The organism is Leisingera sp. ANG1, from assembly GCF_000203975.2.
Taxonomy (GTDB): domain Bacteria; phylum Pseudomonadota; class Alphaproteobacteria; order Rhodobacterales; family Rhodobacteraceae; genus Leisingera.
The window spans coordinates 445,186-465,210 of sequence record NZ_AFCF02000001.1 but is presented as its reverse complement, the minus strand read 5'-3'; the positions used below and the strand labels follow the sequence as shown (position 1 = coordinate 465,210).

At 60.2% G+C, this 20,025-nt stretch carries 22 protein-coding genes and 1 tRNA gene; 9 read left to right on the top strand and 14 right to left on the bottom strand.

Annotated features, from left to right (window positions below; all coding sequences use genetic code 11):
• Positions 1 to 70 precede the first annotated feature (70 nt).
• The gene (locus GC1_RS02275; RefSeq protein WP_019297801.1) at positions 71 to 253 is read right to left on the bottom strand and encodes a DUF3553 domain-containing protein; all 183 of its coding nucleotides are present in this window, start codon (positions 251 to 253) and stop codon (positions 71 to 73) included.
• A 34-nt stretch (positions 254 to 287) separates the two neighbouring features.
• Here GC1_RS02275 and GC1_RS02270 point away from each other — a divergent pair, with 34 nt between their 5' ends.
• The gene (locus GC1_RS02270) at positions 288 to 884 is read left to right on the top strand and encodes a histidine phosphotransferase family protein (RefSeq protein WP_019297802.1); all 597 of its coding nucleotides are present in this window, start codon (positions 288 to 290) and stop codon (positions 882 to 884) included.
• Between the two features lie 61 nt (positions 885 to 945).
• Here the strand turns inward: GC1_RS02270 and GC1_RS02265 are convergent, their stop codons facing one another.
• The 7 genes from GC1_RS02265 to GC1_RS02235 form a co-directional block, all read right to left on the bottom strand.
• Positions 946 to 2,211 carry a glutamate-5-semialdehyde dehydrogenase gene (locus tag GC1_RS02265; protein ID WP_019297803.1) on the bottom strand — a complete coding sequence of 422 codons (1,266 nt, stop codon included), beginning with the start codon at positions 2,209 to 2,211 and terminating at the stop codon, positions 946 to 948.
• Between the two features lie 75 nt (positions 2,212 to 2,286).
• On the bottom strand, positions 2,287 to 3,393 hold the full coding sequence (gene proB / locus GC1_RS02260) for a glutamate 5-kinase (RefSeq protein WP_019297804.1): 1,107 nt from the start codon (positions 3,391 to 3,393) through the stop codon (positions 2,287 to 2,289).
• Positions 3,381 to 4,415, bottom strand: coding sequence for a GTPase ObgE (obgE, locus tag GC1_RS02255; RefSeq protein ID WP_019297805.1), 1,035 nt, complete (start codon positions 4,413 to 4,415; stop codon positions 3,381 to 3,383). Before obgE ends, proB begins: the two co-directional genes overlap by 13 nt.
• Positions 4,416 to 4,533: 118 nt before the next feature.
• A complete protein-coding gene (locus GC1_RS02250; RefSeq protein WP_019297806.1) occupies positions 4,534 to 5,070 on the bottom strand; it encodes a GNAT family N-acetyltransferase in 537 nt (178 codons plus the stop codon).
• Positions 5,071 to 5,319: 249 nt separating this feature from the next.
• Positions 5,320 to 5,589 (bottom strand): 50S ribosomal protein L27, encoded by a 270-nt coding sequence (gene rpmA, locus GC1_RS02245; RefSeq protein ID WP_019297807.1) that lies wholly within the window; start codon positions 5,587 to 5,589, stop codon positions 5,320 to 5,322.
• 11 nt (positions 5,590 to 5,600) lie between these two features.
• Positions 5,601 to 6,164, bottom strand: coding sequence for a 50S ribosomal protein L21 (gene rplU / locus GC1_RS02240; RefSeq protein ID WP_019297808.1), 564 nt, complete (start codon positions 6,162 to 6,164; stop codon positions 5,601 to 5,603).
• A 201-nt stretch (positions 6,165 to 6,365) separates the two neighbouring features.
• Positions 6,366 to 7,217 carry a DUF2059 domain-containing protein gene (locus tag GC1_RS02235; protein ID WP_019297809.1) on the bottom strand — a complete coding sequence of 284 codons (852 nt, stop codon included), beginning with the start codon at positions 7,215 to 7,217 and terminating at the stop codon, positions 6,366 to 6,368.
• 123 nt (positions 7,218 to 7,340) lie between these two features.
• On the opposite strand from GC1_RS02235, the gene GC1_RS02230 reads away from it, so the two are divergent.
• Positions 7,341 to 7,430, top strand: a tRNA-Ser gene (locus tag GC1_RS02230).
• A 182-nt stretch (positions 7,431 to 7,612) separates the two neighbouring features.
• Here GC1_RS02230 and GC1_RS02225 read toward each other — a convergent pair.
• Genes GC1_RS02225 through GC1_RS02215 form a run of 3 tightly spaced genes read right to left on the bottom strand, consistent with a single transcriptional unit; the run spans position 7,613 to position 9,933 of the window.
• A complete protein-coding gene (locus tag GC1_RS02225) occupies positions 7,613 to 8,674 on the bottom strand; it encodes a methyltetrahydrofolate cobalamin methyltransferase (protein WP_019297811.1) in 1,062 nt (353 codons plus the stop codon).
• Positions 8,675 to 8,683: 9 nt separating this feature from the next.
• Positions 8,684 to 9,610, bottom strand: a complete 927-nt coding sequence (locus GC1_RS02220) for a methylenetetrahydrofolate reductase (RefSeq protein ID WP_019297812.1) — start codon at positions 9,608 to 9,610, stop codon at positions 8,684 to 8,686.
• Between the two features lie 26 nt (positions 9,611 to 9,636).
• Positions 9,637 to 9,933 carry a virulence factor gene (locus GC1_RS02215; protein ID WP_019297813.1) on the bottom strand — a complete coding sequence of 99 codons (297 nt, stop codon included), beginning with the start codon at positions 9,931 to 9,933 and terminating at the stop codon, positions 9,637 to 9,639.
• 285 nt (positions 9,934 to 10,218) lie between these two features.
• Between GC1_RS02215 and GC1_RS02210 the strand changes: the two genes are divergently transcribed.
• Genes GC1_RS02210 through GC1_RS02205 form a run of 3 tightly spaced genes read left to right on the top strand, consistent with a single transcriptional unit; the run spans position 10,219 to position 12,511 of the window.
• Positions 10,219 to 11,331, top strand: coding sequence for a Ppx/GppA phosphatase family protein (locus GC1_RS02210; protein ID WP_019297814.1), 1,113 nt, complete (start codon positions 10,219 to 10,221; stop codon positions 11,329 to 11,331).
• A gap of 30 nt (positions 11,332 to 11,361) precedes the next feature.
• A complete protein-coding gene (locus tag GC1_RS22310) occupies positions 11,362 to 11,742 on the top strand; it encodes a hypothetical protein (protein WP_152612172.1) in 381 nt (126 codons plus the stop codon).
• A gap of 52 nt (positions 11,743 to 11,794) precedes the next feature.
• Positions 11,795 to 12,511 carry an RlmE family RNA methyltransferase gene (locus GC1_RS02205; protein ID WP_019297815.1) on the top strand — a complete coding sequence of 239 codons (717 nt, stop codon included), beginning with the start codon at positions 11,795 to 11,797 and terminating at the stop codon, positions 12,509 to 12,511.
• Positions 12,512 to 12,517: 6 nt separating this feature from the next.
• Here the strand turns inward: GC1_RS02205 and GC1_RS02200 are convergent, their stop codons facing one another.
• Together GC1_RS02200 and GC1_RS02195 are read right to left on the bottom strand one after the other, a co-directional pair.
• Entirely contained in the window at positions 12,518 to 12,706 is a 189-nt protein-coding gene (locus tag GC1_RS02200; RefSeq protein ID WP_019297816.1) for a hypothetical protein, read from the bottom strand.
• 129 nt (positions 12,707 to 12,835) lie between these two features.
• Complete coding sequence (locus GC1_RS02195; protein ID WP_029204982.1) at positions 12,836 to 13,702, bottom strand: YihY/virulence factor BrkB family protein; 867 nt, start codon at positions 13,700 to 13,702, stop codon at positions 12,836 to 12,838.
• Positions 13,703 to 13,847: 145 nt separating this feature from the next.
• On the opposite strand from GC1_RS02195, the gene cls reads away from it, so the two are divergent.
• A complete protein-coding gene (gene cls / locus GC1_RS02190; protein ID WP_019297818.1) occupies positions 13,848 to 15,263 on the top strand; it encodes a cardiolipin synthase in 1,416 nt (471 codons plus the stop codon).
• Here cls and GC1_RS02185 read toward each other — a convergent pair.
• Positions 15,260 to 15,709: a potassium channel family protein gene (locus GC1_RS02185; RefSeq protein ID WP_019297819.1), complete on the bottom strand. Its 450-nt coding sequence runs from the start codon at positions 15,707 to 15,709 to the stop codon at positions 15,260 to 15,262. The genes cls and GC1_RS02185 overlap by 4 nt on opposite strands.
• Before the next feature lie 195 nt (positions 15,710 to 15,904).
• On the opposite strand from GC1_RS02185, the gene GC1_RS02180 reads away from it, so the two are divergent.
• From GC1_RS02180 to GC1_RS02170, 3 genes are read left to right on the top strand one after another with little or no spacing between them, the layout of a single operon-like run.
• Entirely contained in the window at positions 15,905 to 16,561 is a 657-nt protein-coding gene (locus GC1_RS02180) for an ABC transporter ATP-binding protein (protein WP_019297820.1), read from the top strand.
• Entirely contained in the window at positions 16,558 to 18,975 is a 2,418-nt protein-coding gene (locus GC1_RS02175) for an ABC transporter permease (protein WP_019297821.1), read from the top strand. The genes GC1_RS02180 and GC1_RS02175 overlap by 4 nt, the downstream gene beginning before the upstream one ends.
• Positions 18,965 to 20,014, top strand: coding sequence for a lipocalin-like domain-containing protein (locus GC1_RS02170; RefSeq protein WP_019297822.1), 1,050 nt, complete (start codon positions 18,965 to 18,967; stop codon positions 20,012 to 20,014). The genes GC1_RS02175 and GC1_RS02170 overlap by 11 nt, the downstream gene beginning before the upstream one ends.
• Positions 20,015 to 20,025: the final 11 nt, after the last annotated feature.

Genomic DNA, 20,025 nt, shown 5'->3' with positions numbered 1-20,025 from the left:
CATCAATAAGGCAAAGAGCCCGAAGAAAATGGGATGAATTTGAGGGATTACGTTAACCCTTCATAAACCGTTATGGATCAAAGACGGGAATAAGGGAGACACGCGCTCCGTCAATCACAAGCTTGCCCTGATCGGGAAAGTTCACAGTGATCTTGCCGCCCGCGTTCGACTGCACCTGGCCAACGCCCCATTCAGGGTGATCCGGGTGCCGGACATACATGCCGGGGGCTAAAATAGCGTTGAGGTCATTCATAGGGGGATGGCCCAGTTCGGAGGAAGTAATAGTTATGGGTGTAGATAACGCCAATCTGGCCGCATTGGTAGGGTCGCGGATCTGTCATGATTTGATCAGCCCGGTCGGCGCCATCAACAACGGTCTGGAACTGCTGGGCATGGCCGGCAGCATGTCGGGGCCGGAGCTGGAATTGATTTCCGATAGCGTCGCCAATGCCAATGCGCGCATCCGCTTCTTCCGCATCGCTTTTGGAGCCGCCGGCGACCAGCAAACACCACGGGCCGAAGTCGTTTCCGTGCTCGAGGACGTCAGCAAAGGCGGGCGCATCAAATACCAATGGGCGCCGCTGGAGGGCTGCACCCGCAGCGAGGCACGGCTGGCGTTCTTGTCGGCGCTGTGCCTGGAAAGCGCCCTGCCCTATGGCGGCACGGTCAAGATATTCTGTGCCGACGGCAAATGGACGGTGGTGGGCGAAGGCCGCAAGGTCACGGTTGATGATGAGCTGTGGGCCCGCGTGAGCGGCGGCAGCTCAAACGCCGAGATTACCCCGGCATTGGTTCAGTTCGCCTTGCTGCCGGAGGCCGCCAAGGAAGCAGGCCGCACGGTGCGGCTGGAATTGAACCTGGAAAATATCACAATGCAGTTCTGAACACTGCATTCTGACCAAAGAAACGCCGGGCAATCCGCCCGGCGTTTTGCATTTCTGAGGGTCAGGCGCGTGTCGTTCCGTTGCCCCGTACCAGGTATTTGAAGCTGGTGAGCTGAGTTGCGCCGACGGGTCCGCGGGCATGCATCTTTCCGGTGGCAATGCCAATCTCTGCCCCCATCCCGAACTCGCCGCCATCCGCAAATTGGGTTGAGGCGTTGTGCATCAGGATGGCGCTGTCGAGTTCAGAAAAGAACTTCTGAACCGCCTCTTCATCCTCTGTAATGATGCAATCGGTGTGCTGGGAGTGATGCGTGCGGATGTGCTGGATCGCTTCATCTATGCCCGCCACCTGCTTTGCAGCAATGATAGAATCCAGGTATTCCTTACCCCAGTCATCGGCCGTAGCGGAGATCATGCCGTCCGGTCCGGGCAGCCCTGCCTCGGCGCGGATTTCAACGCCGGCAGAGGCCAGCGCGTCCAGAACCATCTTGCCCAGCGTCGGCGCAATGTCCTGATGAATCAGCAGGCACTCGGCAGCACCGCAGATACCGGTGCGGCGGGTCTTGGCGTTCAAGACCACATCCAGTGCTTTCTGCGGATCGGCAGCCTTGTCGAGGTAGATGTGCACGATGCCCTCAAGATGGGCAAAGACCGGCACCCGTGCCTCGCGCTGGACAAGCCCGACCAGCCCCTTGCCGCCGCGCGGCACGATGACGTCCACATAGTCCGTCATGGTCAGCAGTTCCTGCACCGCAGCGCGGTCGCGGGTCGGGACCAGTTGCACGGCGTCTTCAGGCAGACCTGCCGACTTCAGCCCCTCTGCCAGGCAGGCATGGATGGCTTGCGACGAATGGAAGCTTTCAGAGCCGCCGCGCAGGATCACCGCGTTGCCCGATTTCAGGCAGAGCGCGCCGGCATCCGCCGTCACATTGGGCCGGCTTTCATAGATCACGCCAATCACGCCCAGCGGCGTGCGCACGCGCTGGATCTTCAGGCCAGTGGGCTGCTCCCACTGCTCCATAACCTCGCCAACCGGATCGCGCTGTTCCGCTACCGCGCGCAGGCCATCAACGATGCCCTGAATGCGTGACTCGTCCAGCATCAGCCGGTCCATCATAGCGTCCGACAGGCCCTTGTTCCGGCCAAACTCAAGATCCTTGGCGTTGGCCGCGATGATCTCCGCCCGGCGGCTCCAGACCGCTTCTGCTGCACCAATCAGCGCTGCATGTTTGCGTTCAGCGTTGGCCGTCGCCAGGACTTGCGCCGCTTGCTTTGCACGTTTGCCAAGCTCCGCCATTACGGCGGGAATATTTTCATTGTCTTTCATATGTCTCGTGCCCTTGCCGGTCCCTGTCTGGCACTGGGTGCCGTCCCGGCTAGAATAAACTATCAGGTGGTACCGTCAAAGCGCCATATCATCGCGGTGGATCAGCGCAGCGCGACCGGGATAGCCCAGCGTCGACTCGATCTCCTGTGACTGGCGTCCCTGGATGGCACGGGCCTCTTCGGCGGTATAGCGCGACAGCCCTTGCCCCAGTTTGCGCCCGTCTGGGCCAAGGATGGCCAGCGGATCACCGCGGCCAAAGTCACCCTCCACATGACGGACGCCTGCGGGCAGCAGGCTTTTGCCGGACATCAGCGCGCGGGCCGCGCCTTCGTCGATGGTCAGAACACCGCGGGTCTTCATCGCCGCGATCCAGCGCTTGCGCGCGGCCTGCGGATCACCCTGCCCGGTGAACCAGGTGCAAGGCGTGCCTTCCTCCAGCGTTTTCAGAGGGTTCAACGGCGAACCTTCAGTGATCGCCATAGCACAGCCAGCGGCGGTTGCCATCTTGGCAGCCAGCAGCTTGGTGATCATCCCGCCCTTCGAGAGACCGGAGACGCCATCGCCCGCCATCGCCTCGATCTCAGGTGTGATCTCATCAATGCGGTCGTAGCGCTTGGCATCCGGGTCCAGCGCCGGGTTGGCACTGTAAAAACCATCCACATCGGACAGCAGAATCAGAGCGTCAGCCCCGACCGTCACTGCAACCTGCGCCGCCAAACGGTCGTTGTCGCCATAGCGGATCTCATCCGTGGCGATGGTGTCGTTTTCGTTGACGATGGGCACCGCACCCATTCCGAGCAGCGTTTCCAATGTCGCGCGGGAGTTGAGGTAACGGCGGCGGTTTTCGCTGTCTTCCAGCGTCACCAGCACTTGCGCGGTGGTGATCCGGTGCGGCGCCAGCGCCTCCTCATAGGCGCGGGCCAGTCGGATTTGACCTACGGCAGCCGCAGCCTGCGACTGTTCCAGAGGCAGGTCGGCGCGCGGCAGCCCCAGCACACCGCGGCCCAGAGCGATGGAGCCAGAGGACACCAGCACAACATCGGTACCGCGCGATTTCAGCCAGGCAACGTCGTTAGCCAGCGAATGCAGCCAGCCGGCGCGCAGCTCGCCGGTTTCCCGGTCCACCAGCAGCGCCGAGCCGATCTTGACGACAATGCGTTTTGCCGACGTCAGGGCTGCCAAGTTTCTTCCTCCTCGGCGGGTTTCATCCGCAAGCGGTCATCGTCAATCTCGTTGCGCAGCGCGCGCAAGACCTCGTTTACGCCCTGACGGCTAACGCCGGACATCAGATAAACCGGACCGCCAACGGCTGCTTCCAGGGCCTTGCGTTTCTCGTCCAGCTCCTCCGGATCGATGGCGTCGACCTTGTTGAGTGCCGTGATCCGGGTCTTGGTGGCCAGCACGCCGCCATAGGCCTCCAGCTCGCCGATGATGGTCTCGTAATCCTCAACCACAGTTTCGGAGGTGCCGTCGATCAGGTGCAGCAGCACCGCACAGCGCTCCACATGGCCAAGGAACCGATCGCCGATCCCTTTGCCCTCATGCGCGCCTTCAATGAGGCCCGGAATGTCTGCAACCACAAACTCGGTGTTGTCGATGCCGACCACGCCCAGGTTCGGGTGCAGCGTGGTGAACGGGTAATCCGCGATCTTGGGGCGGGCGTTGGAGGTCGCAGACAGGAAGGTCGACTTGCCCGCGTTCGGCAGGCCCAGAAGACCCGCATCCGCGATCAGCTTGAGCCTCAGCCAGATGGTGCGCTCGACGCCCTCCTGCCCTGAATTGGCGCGCCGCGGCGCCTGGTTGGTGGCAGATTTGAAATGCAGGTTGCCGAAACCGCCATTGCCGCCCTTGGCCAGCAGCACACGCTCACCCGGAACTGTCAGGTCCGCCAGAACAGTTTCCTGATCCTCGTCCAGGATCTCCGTCCCCACGGGAACACGCAGAATAATATCGTCGCCGTCCTTGCCGGTACGCTGGCGGCCCATGCCGGACTGACCGTTTTTGGCGAAGAAGTGCTGCTGATAGCGGAAGTCGATCAGAGTGTTCAGCCCCTCGGTGACCTCTGCCCAGACAGAGCCACCCTTGCCGCCGTCGCCCCCGTCCGGACCGCCGTATTCGATGTATTTCTCGCGGCGGAAGCTGACGCAGCCGTTCCCGCCGGCGCCCGAGCGGATGTAGACCTTTGCCAGATCGAGGAATTTCATGTCAGCTCCTTAATACGGCAGGCCCCTGCCCGTCCGCGCAGTATAAGTGTCCCGCCAAGGCCCGGAGCCTTGGCGGGACTGTTTCGATTGCCTTACCGCAAAGCGCGTGCCGCGCCAATCACAGTTTTCGGCTGTAGGTCCAGGTCGGGACAGAGGCGTCGCGCGCCACCGAATAGCTTTCGGCGTCGCCCAAATAGTCAAAGCCGCAATGGATCAGCACCCGGGCCGAGGCCGGGTTATCCTGAAACACAGAGGCAAACATCGCGTCGTTCTTCTGCGGGTTGGCATCGACCAGCGCCTTCAGCGCAGCAGAGGCCAGCCCTGTGTTCCAGAACGGCGGCGCAGTCCAATAGGACACTTCCGACTGGTTGCGGTCCATCCGCTTGAGCCCGATCACGCCCTTCAGCTCGGAGTCACCCTCGATGGTGCCGTCGATCACCCAGACGTCCTCATCCCGCTCTTCAGCCATGGCTCGGGTAACAAAGGCCTCAGCCGCGCCGGGCGGCAGCGGATGCGGCACCGAGCGGGTCATGCGGGCGACGCGTTCGTCGCTGACATAATGCTCAATCAGCCCGGCGTCTGACTTGCGCAGCGGGCGCAGAATAAATCGGTCTGTCTCAATCGCCTGCTGGTTCACGATTTGCTCCAGGTTCATGGAACTGCTCCTCCTCAGCCCTTGTTCTTGCAGCTGCAAGTTTGAAATGTGCCTGCACAGCTGCCACGGCAATAGATACCGCGTTCAAATTGTGCAAAATTTCCCGTTGGCCGGTTGTGAGCAATCCTTGCTCGTGTCCGAACGTCGGTATTTCCGGGCAAACTCATCACATTCTCACAGACAAAAACAGCAAAGGGGACCGGCTGTGTAGCCGATCCCCCTAAAGATTTCTTTACCCTTCGGGTCGGCTTACTCAGCGGCCTCCGCCACTGGGAGAACCGATACAAAGGTGCGGCCTTTCAGGCCCTTGCGGAAGCTCACAGCACCGTCAGCAGTTGCAAAGAGAGTGTGGTCTTTGCCCATGCCCACGCCTTCGCCGGCCCAGAATTTGGTGCCGCGCTGACGCACGATGATGTTGCCTGCGATGGCAGCCTGGCCACCGTACAGTTTCACGCCAAGGCGGCGACCAGCAGAGTCGCGGCCGTTACGGGAGGAACCGCCAGCTTTTTTATGTGCCATTCTCTCTCTCCTTAGCCTTTAGCCAGTTCTTTGGCCTGCTCAACCCACTCGGGCTTCACTTTGATCGCCTCGATACCAGCAATGTCGTCTTCGGACAAGGCTGCGATCTGAGCGAAAGTGGTCAGGCCTGCTTCTGCCAGTTTCTTGGCAGCTGCGGGACCAACACCGGTCAGGGCGGTCAGGTCGTCCGAACCTGCGGCAGCTTCAGCAGCCGGAGCAGCTTTGGCTTTGGCAGCAGCTTTCGGTGCGGCTTTGGTTGCGCCCGATGCCAGGATCTCGGTGACCCGGACCAGGGTCAGCTTCTGACGGTGGCCTTTGGTACGCTTGGAGGAGTGCTTCCGGCGGCGCTTGACGAAGTGGATCAGCTTTTCGCCTTTGATCTGCTCGATCACTTCAGCTTTGACGGCTGCGCCGTCAACCAGCGGAGCACCGACAACCGGAGCGTCGCCGCCCAGCATCAGAACTTCGTCGAATTGGATGGTGTCGCCGGCATCTGCAGCAAGTTTCTCAACGCGGAGCACGTCGCCCGCCTGAACCTTGTACTGCTTGCCGCCAGTCTTGAGGACCGCAAACATGTGCGTCTTTCCTTTTCTAACCGCGTCCTACGGCCCCCTTACGGGCGTTTCGGCATATGCCGCCTCGAACAGCGCGCCCTTGAATGGGCGTATGACAAATAAACCCCGGCGCACGGATTCCGGGCCGGGATGCGGGCTTATGGTTCGGATCGGCATGTATGTCAACCGTTTTCCACAGGCTTTTCAGGCGCTCTGCGGAAATCAGATGTCCTGTCCCGGTGTCAGCTCCGCCATGCGGTGGGCAAGTTCCTCGAACCGGTTGGCAGTGATCTCGTACTGGACCGCATTCAGCAGTTCATAGACCCGCTGCATTGGCTCCTCCTCCAGCGCCTCGACATAGGCCTGCACTTCTGCATCCGAGAACTCCTGATAGGTATAGGCAGAGGCCGCCAGGCTGGAGGCCTGCAGGCTGAGGCGCAAGTCGCCCTCCTGCTCTTTCATCAGCGCGCGCAGTTCGTCGGCGTCGAGATCCAGGTCGATCACGCCAGCCGCGGACGCTGCCATCAGGAAGCGGAACTGGATCTGCTGCAGCGCCTTTACACCATTGCCAGCAGCGTCAATTGCACTGCCCATACGCTGGTACATCGCCACCCGCTTGCTGCCTGCCTTGACCAAATCAGAGATGATGCGGTTGCCAGCCAATTGCTTCACCTCGTCATCCTCGATCAGATGCGAGGAATTCTCCGCCCGCACCAGCCGTTTCCCCAGATCACTGGCATAAAACTCGGAGGCGTGATCCAGAGCCTCATCGTCCAGAGTGTTTTCCAAGATATCCAAGGCCAAGCCGCGCATCTCTGCGGTATCAAAGACTTCTTCCGACATTTCGGTCCACTGGCTGCCGAAGGCGCCGGCATCAACGCCTAGCATGTCCGGAGCGCTGGAGGCAGACAGCGCGATGCTGTCAAGCGCCACGTCAAAGCCGGTGACCTCCAGAAACGCCTCCACCCGGGCACGGTCCGCAGCAGCGGCGGGCTGGGTGACAACCCAGCAGCCAAGCCACATCGCGGCCAGAAAACGCATCAGGAAAGCGGGGAGCGGAAGGATCATCTGCATAGTGCAAATCTAAGCAAAAACCTTTGGCTGGCAACGGAAATCGGGCTTTTTTTGCCAAAGGCGCAAATCGCCCCTTGCGCCGGTCCGGAATCAACCTTAAACGCTGCCCCACCAGACCCCCGCGGAGAGGTGCCGGAGTGGTCGAACGGGGCGGTCTCGAAAACCGTTGTGGGTGCAAGCCCACCCAGGGTTCGAATCCCTGTCTCTCCGCCATTTCCCTTCAGACCGCTTCCAAATCAGACCGAGAACATGCGGTATGATGCGTCTAACCCTCCTGTTTCCGGCAAACCCAAGCACCATCAAGCCGCTTGTGCAGCTTCATTCGCCTTACAACCGCGAAAACAAAAAAGACCGGGCATTTCTGCCCGGCCTTCGTGCTTAATTGCCAGTTCGGATCAGGCGCGGCGGCGGCGTCCGCCGGCGCGGCCGCCACGGCCACGGCCTTCTTCGCCCTCAGCAGCAGGCGCCTTGTTGAATTTGATCCACTCACCGCCATGCGGGTCGTTGTTGGTCAGGAAGTTGGCAGCGCGGATGGCCTCCATTTCCTTACCGGCGCGCGGCTTGGTGGAACCCAGGCCGAACATGGTGACAAACGCCTCGTCGTCCATGGCTTCCGGCAGGATGATGCCAGCAGCTTCGACAGCGGCTTTCTTCTCGGCAATAGCCTTCTGTGTCACTGGCAGCGCCACCGGGTTCATGATCGCAGAGGTCATGCCGGCACCCATTGCCATCGGCAGGAAAGCGTTGTTGATCCCGTGACGGTTCGGCAGGCCGAAGGAGATGTTGGACGCACCGCAAGTGGTGTTCACACCCAGTTCTTCGCGCAGACGGCGGACCAGGGCAAACACCTGCAGACCTGCAGTCGCCATGGCGCCAACCGGCATCACCAGCGGGTCAACCACGATGTCATGCGCCGGGATGCCGAAATCAGCAGCACGCTCGACGATTTTCTTAGCGACAGCAAAACGCACATCGGGATCTTCCGAGATGCCGGTGTCGTCGTTGGAGATCGCCACAACCGGCACGTTGTACTTCTTGACCAGCGGCAGGATCTGCTCCAGACGCTCTTCTTCGCCTGTGACCGAGTTCAGCAGCGGACGGCCTTCGCAGATTTCCAGACCGGCCTCGAGCGCGCCGGGAACCGAGGAGTCGATACACAGCGGCACGTCGACCAGCCCTTGAACCAGTTCAACGATCTTCCGCATCAGCGGCGGCTCGGTCTCGTTCGGGTTCGGGTTGGAGTTGTAAACCACGCCCGCGTTGATATCGAGAACGGTGGCACCGGCCAGAACCTGAGCCACGGCGTCTTTTTCAACGGTGGAGAAATCGCCGGCTTCCAGCTCGGCCGCCAGTTTCTTGCGGCCGGTCGGGTTGATGCGCTCACCAATCACACAGAACGGCTCATCAAAGCCCAGGACCGCGGTTTTTGTTTTTGATTCTACGACTGTACGGGTCATTGTGGATCCTTAGGAGTTAACCGGCTTGGCGGAATCGCCGCCGTTGTTGATGGCCCAGGTGGCATTGGTCTTGATGCCGCCCAGCGGGAAGAAGTGAACCTTCTCGATTGCAAAGTCGGGGTTGGCCGCCTTGTGCGCCGCCAGATCCGCCAGAACCTCACCCGGCTCGTGCGGCAGCAGCAGCTTGGAAACGTCCTTGGCACGCTTCTGCAGAACTTTCAGCGACGGACCGACACCGCAGGCGATGGCGAATTTGATCATGGTCTGCAGCTTGGCCGGACCAGCGATACCGATGTGGACCGGCAGGTTCATGCCGCGCTCGTTCAGCTCGTTCACCCAGTCGATCACCGGCTGCGCCTCGAAGCAGAACTGGGTCGCCAGCGCCATCTGTGCATCGGTGCGCTTGGAGAATTCCTGTTTCCAGTCCAGCGCCGCGTAGGTGTTGGCGCGGCCGCCGTTGGGGTCGATATCCAGGTTGGGTTCCGGGTGGCCAGCAACGTGCAGGTTGGTGAAACCCGCCTGGTCAAACAGGCCGGTTTCCAAAAGCTGCATCGAGCTGTCGAATTCGCCGTGCGGCTTGGCAACGCCGCCTGCCAGGATCAGGCCTTGCTTGACGCCGGCTTCACCCTGATAGCGGTTGATCCAGTCACCCAGGGTTGCTTTGTCCTTGATGATCCGCGCCGGGAAGTGCGGCATCACATCGTAGCCTTCGCCAGCAATGCGCTTGGCGGTCTCGACCATATCCTCGATCGGGGTGCCTTCGATGTGCGCGATGTAGACACGGGTGCCGGCGGGCAGCAGGTCGCGGAAGTCTTCCACCTTGGCAGCGGTACGGGGCATCACCTCGATGGAATACCCTTTCAGGAAGGCCTCCATCTCAGGGGTAGCGGATTGGCCTGCGCCAGAGTCGCGTTTTTTAAAGTTCAGCAAAGCCATCACGGCCTCCCAAAGTGGTCTGCGGGTCATGCCCATCCGTCATTCGCGATCAGCGCCTTCAAGCGGTCCTGATCATACTCAGTCTCCAAGCGCTTGGCCTCGGCTTCGGCAACCTCAGCGGCCTCGCCCTCAGCAGAGAAAGGAGCAGCCTTGCGCCATTCAGCCAGATAAGCGTCCGCGTCTTTCGCGTTCACCTTCATGGCTGCGCGGTCAATTGCCTGCTCGAACCGTTCTTCGAGCTGACGCTTGGCGCCGCGGCGGCCTTTGCCAACGATGACCTGCGCGGGGATATCGCGCCAGTATACGATCGTAACGTCGGGCATGCCTTGCTTTCCTCCTAGCCTGGATAGACCACTATCTAGTGCGGTGGCGCGCCGCAGGTTGGTCGATTTTCGACAACACGATGGGATTGAGCGACGTTTTGCTGCCGCGACACTAGCTTTGTGCACCTGTGAATGCCACAGCCTGGAACCGCCAAAATATTCATGTGGATTATGAGATTTCCGGGAAGCGGCGGAAATTGCTTCACTTCTGGCCGCACGGCGCTTGCGCCGCCGCATTTGCGCACCTATTGTCATTCTTAACACGATAATCGGAGGGCGTGAATCATGGCGCCCAGGCGCTCGAAAGGTGCGGGCGCGTTTCCCAAAGCGGTTGAGACCCCTGCACCGGCCCGTCCCGATCCTGATGCGCTCTACGCAGCGCTGGATCTGGGTACAAATAGCTGCCGCATGCTGATCGCCCAGCCCAAGGGCAGCGGTATCCATGTGGTTGACAGTTTCTCCAAGTCGGTGCAGCTCGGCGCCGGGCTGGAGCGGACCGGACGGCTGTCGCGGTCCTCGATGGCGCGTACCATCCAGGCGCTGCGGATCTGCCAGCAGAAACTTAAACGCAACAAGGTCAAACGGATGCGGCTGGTGGCGACCGAAGCCTGCCGCCGGGCCAAGAACGCACGCGATTTCATCCGCCAGGTAAAGCGGGAAACCGGCCTGACGCTGGAAATCATTCAGCCGGAGGAAGAAGCGCGTCTGGCCGTTATCTCCTGCGCGCCGCTGGTCTCCACCAAGACCGAACAACTCTTGGTTGTTGATATCGGCGGCGGCTCGACCGAGCTGGTTTGGATCGACGTCTCCTCAGTGCCGCGGCGCGACCGCCCGGCAGCCATCATGCGGCTGCACAACGGGTTCCGCCCGGCTGAGGGCCCCTTCCCCGCCGCCAAAGTGGTGGACTGGATTTCAGTCCCGCTGGGTGTCGCCACGCTGCGCGACCAGTTCAACGATGTGGAGGACGATGCTGCGCGGTTTGCCCTCATGAGCTGGTTCTTTGAAGAAAACCTCGCCGATTTCGCCCCCTACAAAGATGAGCAGGCACGCGCCGGCTTCCAGATCGTCGGCACCTCCGGCACGGTAACTACGGTTGCAGCCTCGCATCTGGGTCTCAAACGCTATGACCGGACAAAGGTGGACGGGCTGCGGATGACCAGCGATCAGATTGACAAGGTGATCCGGGGGTATTTGGAGCTCGGCCCTCAAGGCCGCCGCCGCGACCCCCGCATCGGCGAGGACCGGCAAGCCCTGATTATGTCCGGCTCGGCAATCCTTCAGGCGTTGCTGCGTTGCTGGCCAACCGACCGGCTGTCCGTCGCCGACCGCGGCCTGCGCGAAGGCCTGCTTTATGCGCAGATGAGCGCAGATGGTGTTCTGGAGGACGGCCCTTACTAACCGCTCAACAGAAGTTTCAGGGCGTCTTACATGTATTCGACCATCGCCATAGCTTACCGGCTAAGCACCGTCTCAGTGGCGGTTTCTGCACTGGAGGCTGCGGGTTTCCGGGTATTTTGCCCAGGGCTCAACACAATTACTCTGCTACCGCATCACAGCCTGGCGTTTGGCGGGGTTCCTATCAGGGTTCCGTCTGAAAATGCAGCGGAGGCTTCGGAGTATCTTCACGCAATTCAGTGTGGTCATCTGACGTCATTGGCCACCGAAGACACCATAGACGAAGACCCGCCCGAGCCGGTCGTGAAGATTAGTTTTTGGGGCAAGGCTGCAAACCTTCTAGGATACCTGATATTCGGTGTATCCGCCCCATGGCAGGAACTTGCGCTATCCAAGAAAAAAGCATCGCCTTGATCCAGACGGGCCAAGAGGTTATCTGCAGCCCTCACTGTCGGAGAAAACGCACATGGCAAAGACCCCCACTGGTAAAAACACTTCCGGCCGCGGGCAGCGGGATCTGAAGGTCAATGTGAAGACAGCGCGCGGGCGCAAGCTCAGCTCAACCCGCTGGCTGCAGCGGCAGCTGAACGACCCCTATGTGAAACGCGCCCAGGCCGAAGGCTACCGCGGGCGTGCAGCCTACAAGATCATGGAACTGGACGACAAGTACCGTTTCCTGGTGAATGGCGCCCGGGTTGTCGACCTGGGCTGCGCACCGGGAGGCTGGGCACAGGTGGCAGTGAAGCGGATCAATTCGCTGGGTGAGAAACAAGGCAAGGCCGTCGGCCGCATCATTGGTATCGACCTGCAAGAGGTCGAGCCACTGGCAGGTGCTGAGTTCCATCAGCTCGATTTCATGGATGACGGAGCTGACGAGCAGGTCAAGGAATGGCTGGGCGGAAAGGCCGACGTGGTAATGTCAGACATGGCGGCTGCCAGTTCCGGCCACAAGCAGACCGACCATTTGCGGATCATTTCTCTCTGTGAAACCGCGGCCTATTTTGCCTTTGACGTGCTGGAGGAAGGCGGCACCTTTGTCGCCAAGGTTCTGGCTGGTGGCGCCGAGGGCGAACTGCAAAAGCTTCTGAAACAGAAATTCACCAAAGTGATGAACATCAAGCCGCCCTCCTCGCGGTCGGACAGCTCTGAGAAATTTGTGGTGGCCACGGGTTTCCGCGGCTGAACCGGGTCAGACCCGGCGATTATGAGGCGTGGTCAGCGACCGCGCGGCCAAGGTGCGCAGCAGAATGGCCTCTTCGCCTTCTTCATCAGTCAGGCGGGACACCCGCAGCTTGCAGCCGGCATTGCTGCCTATCCCGCGCTGCCGCATCAGCTCAAACAGACGCATGCGGCGCAGTTTGTTTTGCAGTTTTGTCATGATGGCCCCTTCTGGTTCCGCTGCTTTTCTGCAGTTCTAGAGGCCGATCGGGCTGAGATCGGGGCGCAATTGTGGCGAAGCTGCCTTATTGTTGAATAAATGGAAACAGTTGCAACGAAGCCGCAGGCGCTATGTCCGGCCCATGCTGTTTGCCATGTCAATCAGGGCGCCATTGAATTCCGCGCCTAGGATCAGAATGGCAGCGTTCAGATACAGAAAGATCATCGCTGCCATGGCGCCTGCAAGGCCCGCGTAGGTGGCAGAGTATTGGGCAAAAGACCCAACATAGATGGCAAAGCCGCTGCCGCAGATCAGCCAAAGCAGCAATGTCAGGATCGCACCCGGCAAGATTCGCCGGATTCGGTGCACCCGCCCCGGCAGCAGCACATGAAATGCCAGCACCGCGCCTGCTGGTAGCGCCAGGGCCAGAAGCCCTCTTAACCCCTGCTCCCAGCCTTGCGGCACGGTCGCAAAAGGCAGGAGTTTGGTAATGTGGCGAACATACAGGGGCATGATGACTTCGAATACGGTGACCGCCAGAATGCCAGCCCCGCCAAGAATAACCAGTGCGATGCACAGTGCCCGCGACCGCCAGTAAGGCCGGGTATCCTTATCGTGATAAGCTTGGACCATGGCCGTGCGAACGGCATCAACCCCGTTTGAGGCAAAATACAGCGCGAACAATCCGCCCAGAGTGACCAATTGGGTGTTTGATGTCCGCAGTACCGCCTTAAGTTCAGTCAAAATGGGCCGGGCCACCGCATCAGGCCAAACGCTGAACACCTGTTCCGTCATCGCCTCCACCTCAACCTCCTGTGACAGCAGGCCCGCAACCGTGCCCGCAAGCGCGACGGTGAACAGCACAAAAGGAAACAGCGCCAGCATCATCGACATCGCGATGTGGCTGCTCATCACCCAGCCGTTTTTTCTGTTGAACCGGCCGGCGGCGGTCATCAAGGCGGCTGGCCACATGCGGATTGGCGGAAGGATCGGCATACCGGTAACGTCCCACAACTTCAGGGCAAACGCCAGCCGCAATGCGTGGTCTGTTCCGTGACAACCTAAGTGCTGCCCCGTCCGGGTATGGCGGCAAGCCAGGTTCAGTATTAGTCTGACACATCGACAGTTTTTGGAGCCCGCAATGTTCTGGATTGTTCTCAGCACCGCTGTACTTGCTGCAACCTGGACGGCTGCCGGCCTGGCTGCGCTCAGTGCGGCGCGCACCGCGCGGACACCTCAAGGAGCCATTGGCTGGGTTGTTTTCCTGCTGGCTGCGCCGGTCCTTGCCCTGCCCGCTTACATGATCTTTGGACACCACCGGTTCAAAGGATACTGGACAGCCCGCGAGGCCGCGGAACAGGCCGTCATCCCAAAGCGGAACTACACCAGCGCCCAATCAAAGGATGCATCAGCACTGGCCGTCAACACAGCGCCGTTTGAGGCGATCGCAGGTCAGAACATTTGCCGCGGAAATGGGGTGGATCTCCTGGTCAACGGCACCGAGACTTTCAAAACAATCTTCGAAGCCATTGAAAATGCGCAAGACTACATCCTTCTCCAGTATTACATACTGCGCGCCGATAACCTAGGAATGCAATTGCAGTCCCGGCTGATCGCCGCAGCAGAGCGTGGCGTAACGGTCTGGTTCATGACGGACAGCATTGGCAGCCGCAAGCTGTCCCAGGACTACAAACACGCGCTGGTGGCTGCTGGCATAAACATGATTGATCCAGCGGTTCAGCGCGGTCCCTGGCACCGGTTACGGATTAATTTCCGCAATCACCGGAAAACTGTGATTGTGGACGGTCACACAGGTTTTACCGGAGGGCTGAACGTCGGGAATGAATATCTGGGACAGAACCCGGAGTTTGGTCCGTGGCGGGATACGCATGTACGGCTGGTTGGGCCTGTGGTGCTGCAGCTTCAACTGTCCTTTGCCGAAGATTGGCACTGGCGCACCCAGGAGCCGATCCTGGATCTTCTCAACTGGGAACCCGAGCCGTCGCCTCAGAATCTGCCCGCGCTGATCGCCTCCACCGGCCCCGGAGACACGACCGGAAACGGTTCAATGCTCTATTTTTCTGCCATCACTGCGGCGCAGCGCAGAGTGTGGCTGGCGTCCCCGTATTTTGTTCCTGACCAAGACGTTTTTGCAGCTCTGAAACACGCTGGTCTGCGAGGCATCGATGTCAGGGTGCTGCTGCCGGAGACCATCGATCACCATCTGCCGTGGCTTGCCAGCTTTGCATTTTTTGATGAACTTCGCGAAGCCGGTGTCCGCATCCTGCGCTATCAGGGCGGTTTCATGCATCAAAAGTGTTTTGTCGTCGACGACACCATTGCCGGAATCGGAACCGCAAATCTGGACAACCGGTCTTTCCGGCTGAATTTTGAAACCATGGCCTTGTTTTTCGATCAAGAGACGGCCGGCAAGGTTGCAAACATGCTTGCCAAGGACTTTCGGAATGCAAAGGAACTCGCCGTTGGACTCGGCCAGCAAAATCAGCGGATCCGCCTGCTGGCCCCGATGGCCCGCCTGCTGGCACCGGTGCTTTAATCCCTGCCGCCAGTGTGTTGCCCATTAAAGGAAAACAGCCGCCCCATTGCGCTGACAAGGAAGGCGGTGCTTATGCCGAAGCCGAACAGCCCTGTAACCGCAGCAAGGGCAGCAAAAATCCTGAGCGCCGGGCCCAGAACCACATCGCCGTAGCCCAGCGTGGTATAGGTCACCAGCGAAAAATAGACGGACGTATTCCAATCCTCGATCGCGCCAACCATGACAAAGGCCGCGGACCAGATCCAAACCTGAGCGGTGTGGCTGCCAAGAATGATGAATATCGCCACAACGAGCATAAGACCCAATTGCCAGGGCCGGTAGGGTTTGGAAAACCGGCTGGACAACCGGTTCAGAACCGAGGCGCACCAGACCAGTATGGTGATTTCCAGGATCAGGCAAGTGCTGAGGTAGATTGATCCCCACAGTAGCTGGTTCCACAGCGTCACGCCGGACCTCCTGTTGTGAATTCGCTTTGGCAACCCTTGGCCGCACCATAGAAATCCTGCCCGCAATTGGCAATTGCATCATACCAGCCTGAAGCGCTGACCGCGCGGCACGAGCAGCGGTCTGGACATCCTTGGTGCTAGGGTATTGAGTGCCTTAGCAGCATGTGAAGGCCCAAGATGCAGAGGTTGCCGCATATGGTTCTGACAATCCGCAATGTAACCAAATGCTATCCGGGACAAACGGAGGAAACAGCTGTGCTGCGCGGCGTGTCATTGGATCTGGCAGCGGGCAGCAGCCTGGCTTTGACCGGGGAAAGCGGCTCCGGCAAAAGCACCCTTCTGCATCTGGCAGGGGCGCTGGATCAGTTCGACAGCGGAGAGATTGAAATTGCCGGAACCCGCCTGTCCGGGCTGAGCGACAGCCAGCGGGCGGCGCTGCGCCGGAACGATGTTTCTCTTGTTTTTCAGCAATTTAATCTGATACCTTCACTTGACACCGGAAAGAATATCGCGCTGCACGCCCGGCTGGGTGGCACGTGGGACGAGGGCTGGGGGATGCGGCTGACAGACCGCCTGGGCCTGTCCGGTCTTCTGGAACGCTATCCTGAGCAATTGTCCGGCGGACAGCAGCAGCGTGTGGCCATCGCCCGCGCTCTTGCTGTGCGGCCCAGGCTGCTGCTGGCGGATGAACCGACCGGCAATCTGGATGAAGCCGCCAGTGCCGCCGTAATGGAACTGATGCTGGACCTGGTGCGCGAAAGCGGCACCGCACTGTTTCTTGTCACCCATTCTGCAGCCATCGCGCAGTTGCTGGACCGGCGTCTGCATCTGCACCACGGCATGGCCAAATGACAGCCGCGGCGTTTCTGGCCATTCTGTCACATTGGCGGCGCCATCCGCTGCAGCTGGCAACCCTGATCGCTGGCCTGGCGCTTGCGGCTGGCTTATGGTCGGCAGTCCAAGCCATCAACGCCGAAGCCCGCGCGAGCTACGCCCGGGCAGCGGAACAGCTTGGCACCGCGGGTGTCGCCCGGCTGATCCCTGAATCTGGAACCATCTCCGTTGCCCGCTACGCCAGCCTGCGCCGTTCCGGTTGGCAGCTGGCCCCGGTACTGGAAGGCGTTATTAGGTTTGAGCGGCAAAACTTTGATATCATGGGAGTTGATCTTCTGCAGCACCCGCTGGCCCCGGCCCTAACCAAGGCCGCGGAAGCAGAGGCTGTTTCTCCGCTGGAGGCATTGCTGCCGCCCGGACGAATTTTTGCACACCCCGAAACGGCAGTGCATTTGGCCGCATCTCAGAATGTCCACCCGGTCACTGAAACGGAGGCTTTGCCGCCAGGAGTGGCCTTAGCGGATCTCAGCCTTGCCAGCCGGCTGCTGCGGCGCCCCGACAGCCTGAGCTACCTGTTGGTTCTACCGGACCAGGCCCAGGGGCTGAAACCTCTGAGCGACCTGGCGCCCGGCTTGACTCTGGTCCCTGCCAGCACAGCTGCCTCGGAGACGGCGCGGCTGACGGACAGTTTCCATCTGAACCTCACCGCCTTCGGCCTGCTGTCCTTTGCCGTTGGCCTGTTCATCGTCCAGGGCACCATCGCGCTGAGCCTTGAACAGCGTCGCGGTATGATCCGGACGCTGCGAAGCCTTGGAGTACCGATGCGGCTCGTGTCCGGCCTTATTGCTGCGGAACTGGCCTTCCTCGCGCTGGCCGCGGGCATTGCCGGGCTTGCAGGCGGCTATCTGGTGGCAGCCGTATTGCTGCCCGGCGTCAATGCCACCCTGGCCGGGCTGTATGGCGCGCCGGTGGATGGCAGCCTCTCCCTGCGTCCGGGCTGGGTTCTTTCAGGTTTGGCAATGACACTTGGCGGCACATTCCTGGCTGGTGCGCAATCCCTCTTTGCGCTTTGGCGTATGCCGTTGCTAGCAGCCCCCGCAACTCATGCCCGAGGTCAGAATGCCCGCCGTTCGCACTTGGCCGGAGCTGTGTGCGGAGTGGCTTCAATCGCCGGTGGCGTATTGATACTCACAATGTTTCAAGGGCTTATTTCCGGTTTTGCATTTCTTGGCGCCCTCATGCTAGGCGCCGCGTTGCTGCTACCGCTGCTGATTTCAACCGGGCTATCGCTTGGGGCGCGTTTAGCGAAGCGCCCCTTTGCTGAATGGTTATGGGCGGACACCCGGGCGCAGCTGCCCGGTATGTCACTGGCTCTGATGGCACTTCTGCTGGCGCTGGCTGCAAACATTGGCGTTGGCACCATGGTATCCAGTTTTCGTTTAACCTTCACTGGCTGGTTGGATCAGCGCTTGTTTGCAGAGGTCTACGTCACCACCGCAAGTGATGTTCAGGGTACTGAACTGGCGAGGTGGCTGGATGCGCAGGGCATCAAAGCTTTGTCACGCCGTTACCATGACACCCGTTTCAAAGGGGCGCCCTTACGCATTTACGGATTTGAAGACGATACTGCCTACCGCAGCAACTGGCCGCTGCTGGACGCGCTGCCGGACGTATGGGATCAGGCTGTCAGCGGGCAGGCCGTGCTGGTCAACGAACAGCTTGCGCGCCGCCATGGGCTGGCCCCAGGCGACCGCTTTGAACTTGAACCGGGATGGCAGCTGCCCATCGCCGGGGTTTACTCCGATTATGGCAATCCCCACGGGCAGGCAATGGTTTCCATGCCATCTCTTCTGGAGCATGCACCAGACATTCCCAACCGCCAATTCGGACTGCGCGTTGCTTCGCATGACATCTCTGGACTGATCAACTCAATTCGGGAAGAATTTGATATCCCAAGAAAAAACATCACCGATCAGGCCACTGCAAAAGCCCGGTCACTCGCCGTGTTCGACAGGACCTTTGTGATCACCGCTGCGCTGAACTTGTTGACGCTTGGAGTGGCAGGATTTGCGCTTCTGACCAGCCTGCTAACCCTTTGGAACCAGCGCCTGCCGCAGCTCGCGCCGGTCTGGGCGATGGGGCTCACCCGCCGTCAGCTGGCTTCTGCGGAAATCCTGCGCAGCCTGATTCTGGCGGCTTTCACAGCAGTCCTGGCCCTGCCGCTGGGACTGGTGCTGGCCTGGGCCCTCCTGTCGGTTATTAATGTAGAAGCTTTTGGCTGGAAGCTGCCGATGTATCTGTTTCCTCTGGATTGGCTGCGACTGTTCCTGCTGGCGCTTCTCGCTGCAGTGATTGCCGCAGCACTGCCAGCCCGGCGGCTCAGCCGGATCGATCCGGCGGAACTGCTCAGGGTATTTACCAATGAACGCTAGGATTGCCTTGTCTGCGCTGATTTGCGTCTGGGCCACGTCTGCTTTGCCGCAGGGTTATGCCGGGCTGGGAACAGTCGCGGAGGGTTTTGCCTTTCCGCAACAGGAAACCCGGTTGGAATTTCCTCTCGATCACGGCCCCCACCCGGACTTTCGTATTGAGTGGTGGTACTTGACCGCAAACCTTATGGGGGAAGATGGAGCCGACTACGGCATCCAGTGGACGCTGTTCAGATCAGCCTTGGCTCCTGGCGAGGCGGAAAGCTGGCAAAGTCCGCAAATCTGGATGGCGCACGCCGCAGTGACCAGCGAGGATCAGCATTTATTTGCGGAACGCATTGCCCGTGGCGGCGTGGGTCAGGCAGGTGTTCAATCTATGCCTTTTGAAGCCTGGATCGATAACTGGGTGATGCGCTCCTCCGATGAAACGATTGAAAAGATTTCTCTTTCTGCTGACGGGCGGAATTTTTCCTACGATCTGGCTCTTAGCGCTGACGGGCCGCTGATCCTGCATGGAGATCACGGGTACTCGGTCAAATCCGCCAGCGGACAGGCGAGTCATTACTATTCCCAGCCCCACTACCAGGTCTCTGGCACAATTGAGCTGCCCGACGGACCTGTGAAGATCACAGGCCATGGCTGGCTGGACCGGGAATGGTCAAGTCAGCCGCTGGCAGAAGATCAAAGCGGCTGGGACTGGTTCTCGCTCAGCTTTGGCAACGGTGAGAAGTTGATGGGGTTTGTTCTGCGCAGCGAAACCCGCGATTTTACATCCGGCACTTGGATTTCTGCTGACGGCACGGCTGAGCCGCTGACACCGGGATCATTTCAGGCGACCCCCTTGAAAACCAGCCATGTTAAGGGGCGAGAGATTCCCACACGCTGGCAAGTAAGCCTACCTGCCAAGAGGGTTTCCGTTGAAGTACAAGCGCTTAATCCGCAAAGCTGGATGGGTGCCTCGTTTTCCTATTGGGAAGGTCCGGTCACGGTGACAGGCAGCCACAGCGGCAAGGGCTACCTTGAGATGACGGGTTATGAGTAAGGGCGCCCGCA